This is a genomic window from Streptomyces alkaliphilus, from assembly GCF_014141535.1.
Lineage (GTDB): Bacteria > Actinomycetota > Actinomycetes > Streptomycetales > Streptomycetaceae > Streptomyces > Streptomyces alkaliphilus.
This window is the reverse complement of the sequence record NZ_VKHT01001466.1, coordinates 1-886: the sequence shown is the minus strand read 5'-3', so window position 1 is coordinate 886 and position 886 is coordinate 1. Positions and strand designations below refer to the sequence as shown.

1 pseudogene is annotated in these 886 nt (G+C 75.7%); it reads right to left on the bottom strand.

Annotation, left to right across the window (positions count from 1 at the left end):
* Positions 1-187: 187 nt before the first annotated feature.
* Positions 188-706: pseudogene (locus FNQ90_RS25130) on the bottom strand (SigE family RNA polymerase sigma factor); the annotation flags it as partial.
* Between the last annotated feature and the right edge of the window lie 180 nt (positions 707-886).

Genomic DNA, 886 nt, shown 5'->3' with positions numbered 1-886 from the left:
GGGATCGGTGGTCGCGCACCCGGGGCGGCGCTCAGGCAGCCCGGGCCACCAGCGTCGCGGGACCCCGCCCGACCGTCCCGCCACGGGCCCCGCGGCGCCTCCCGGTCGCGAGCGGAGGACCCGGCAGGATCTCCGCCCCGGTCGTTTCCGTGGCTCCCGCCGACTCCGCGGAGCCCTCCGGGGCCGCCAGGGCGGCCAGCCGGGCGTCCATCCGCAGCCGGGACATGGCGCGGGAGACGGCGCTCTTGACCGTGCCCACCGACACCCCCAACACCTCTGCGGTGCGGGCCTCGCTCAGATCCTCGTAGTAGCGCAGCACCACCATCGCCCGCTGGCGGGGAGGCAGTCGCAGCACCGCCCGCCACATCGCCTCGCGCAGGGCCTGCCGCTCGGCCGGATCGGTCTCCGGGGCGGGCTCGGGCTCGGGCAGTTCGTCCACCGGGTGCTCGTCCACGCGGCGCCTGCGCCACTGCGAGGTCCGGGTGTTGATCAGGGCGCGCCGCACGTAGCCGTCCAGGGCACGCCGATCCTCGATGCGGTCCCAGGCCACGAACGTCTTGGTGAGCGCGGTCTGCAGGAGGTCCTCGGCGTCGTTCGGGTTCGGCGTCAACGAACGGGCCGTGCGCAACAACACCGGTCCGCGCGCCCTGACATAGGCCGAGAAGGTGAGCGGTGTCACCGGCGGAGTGCTTCCTGGCGTGGTCATGGTGCCACGCTATGCGCGGCGGGGGTGCCCACGGATCGCCCCGGGGTCTGGACCGATCCTCCGCCCGGGGGAGTAGAACGGGGGCGGGCCCCACCACCTCCGGGTGGAGGCCGTCCCCGGCCGTCCCCGAGCCGTCTCGGGGACGGCCGGGGGGATGTCCCCCGGGGGATCGCCGCGCCC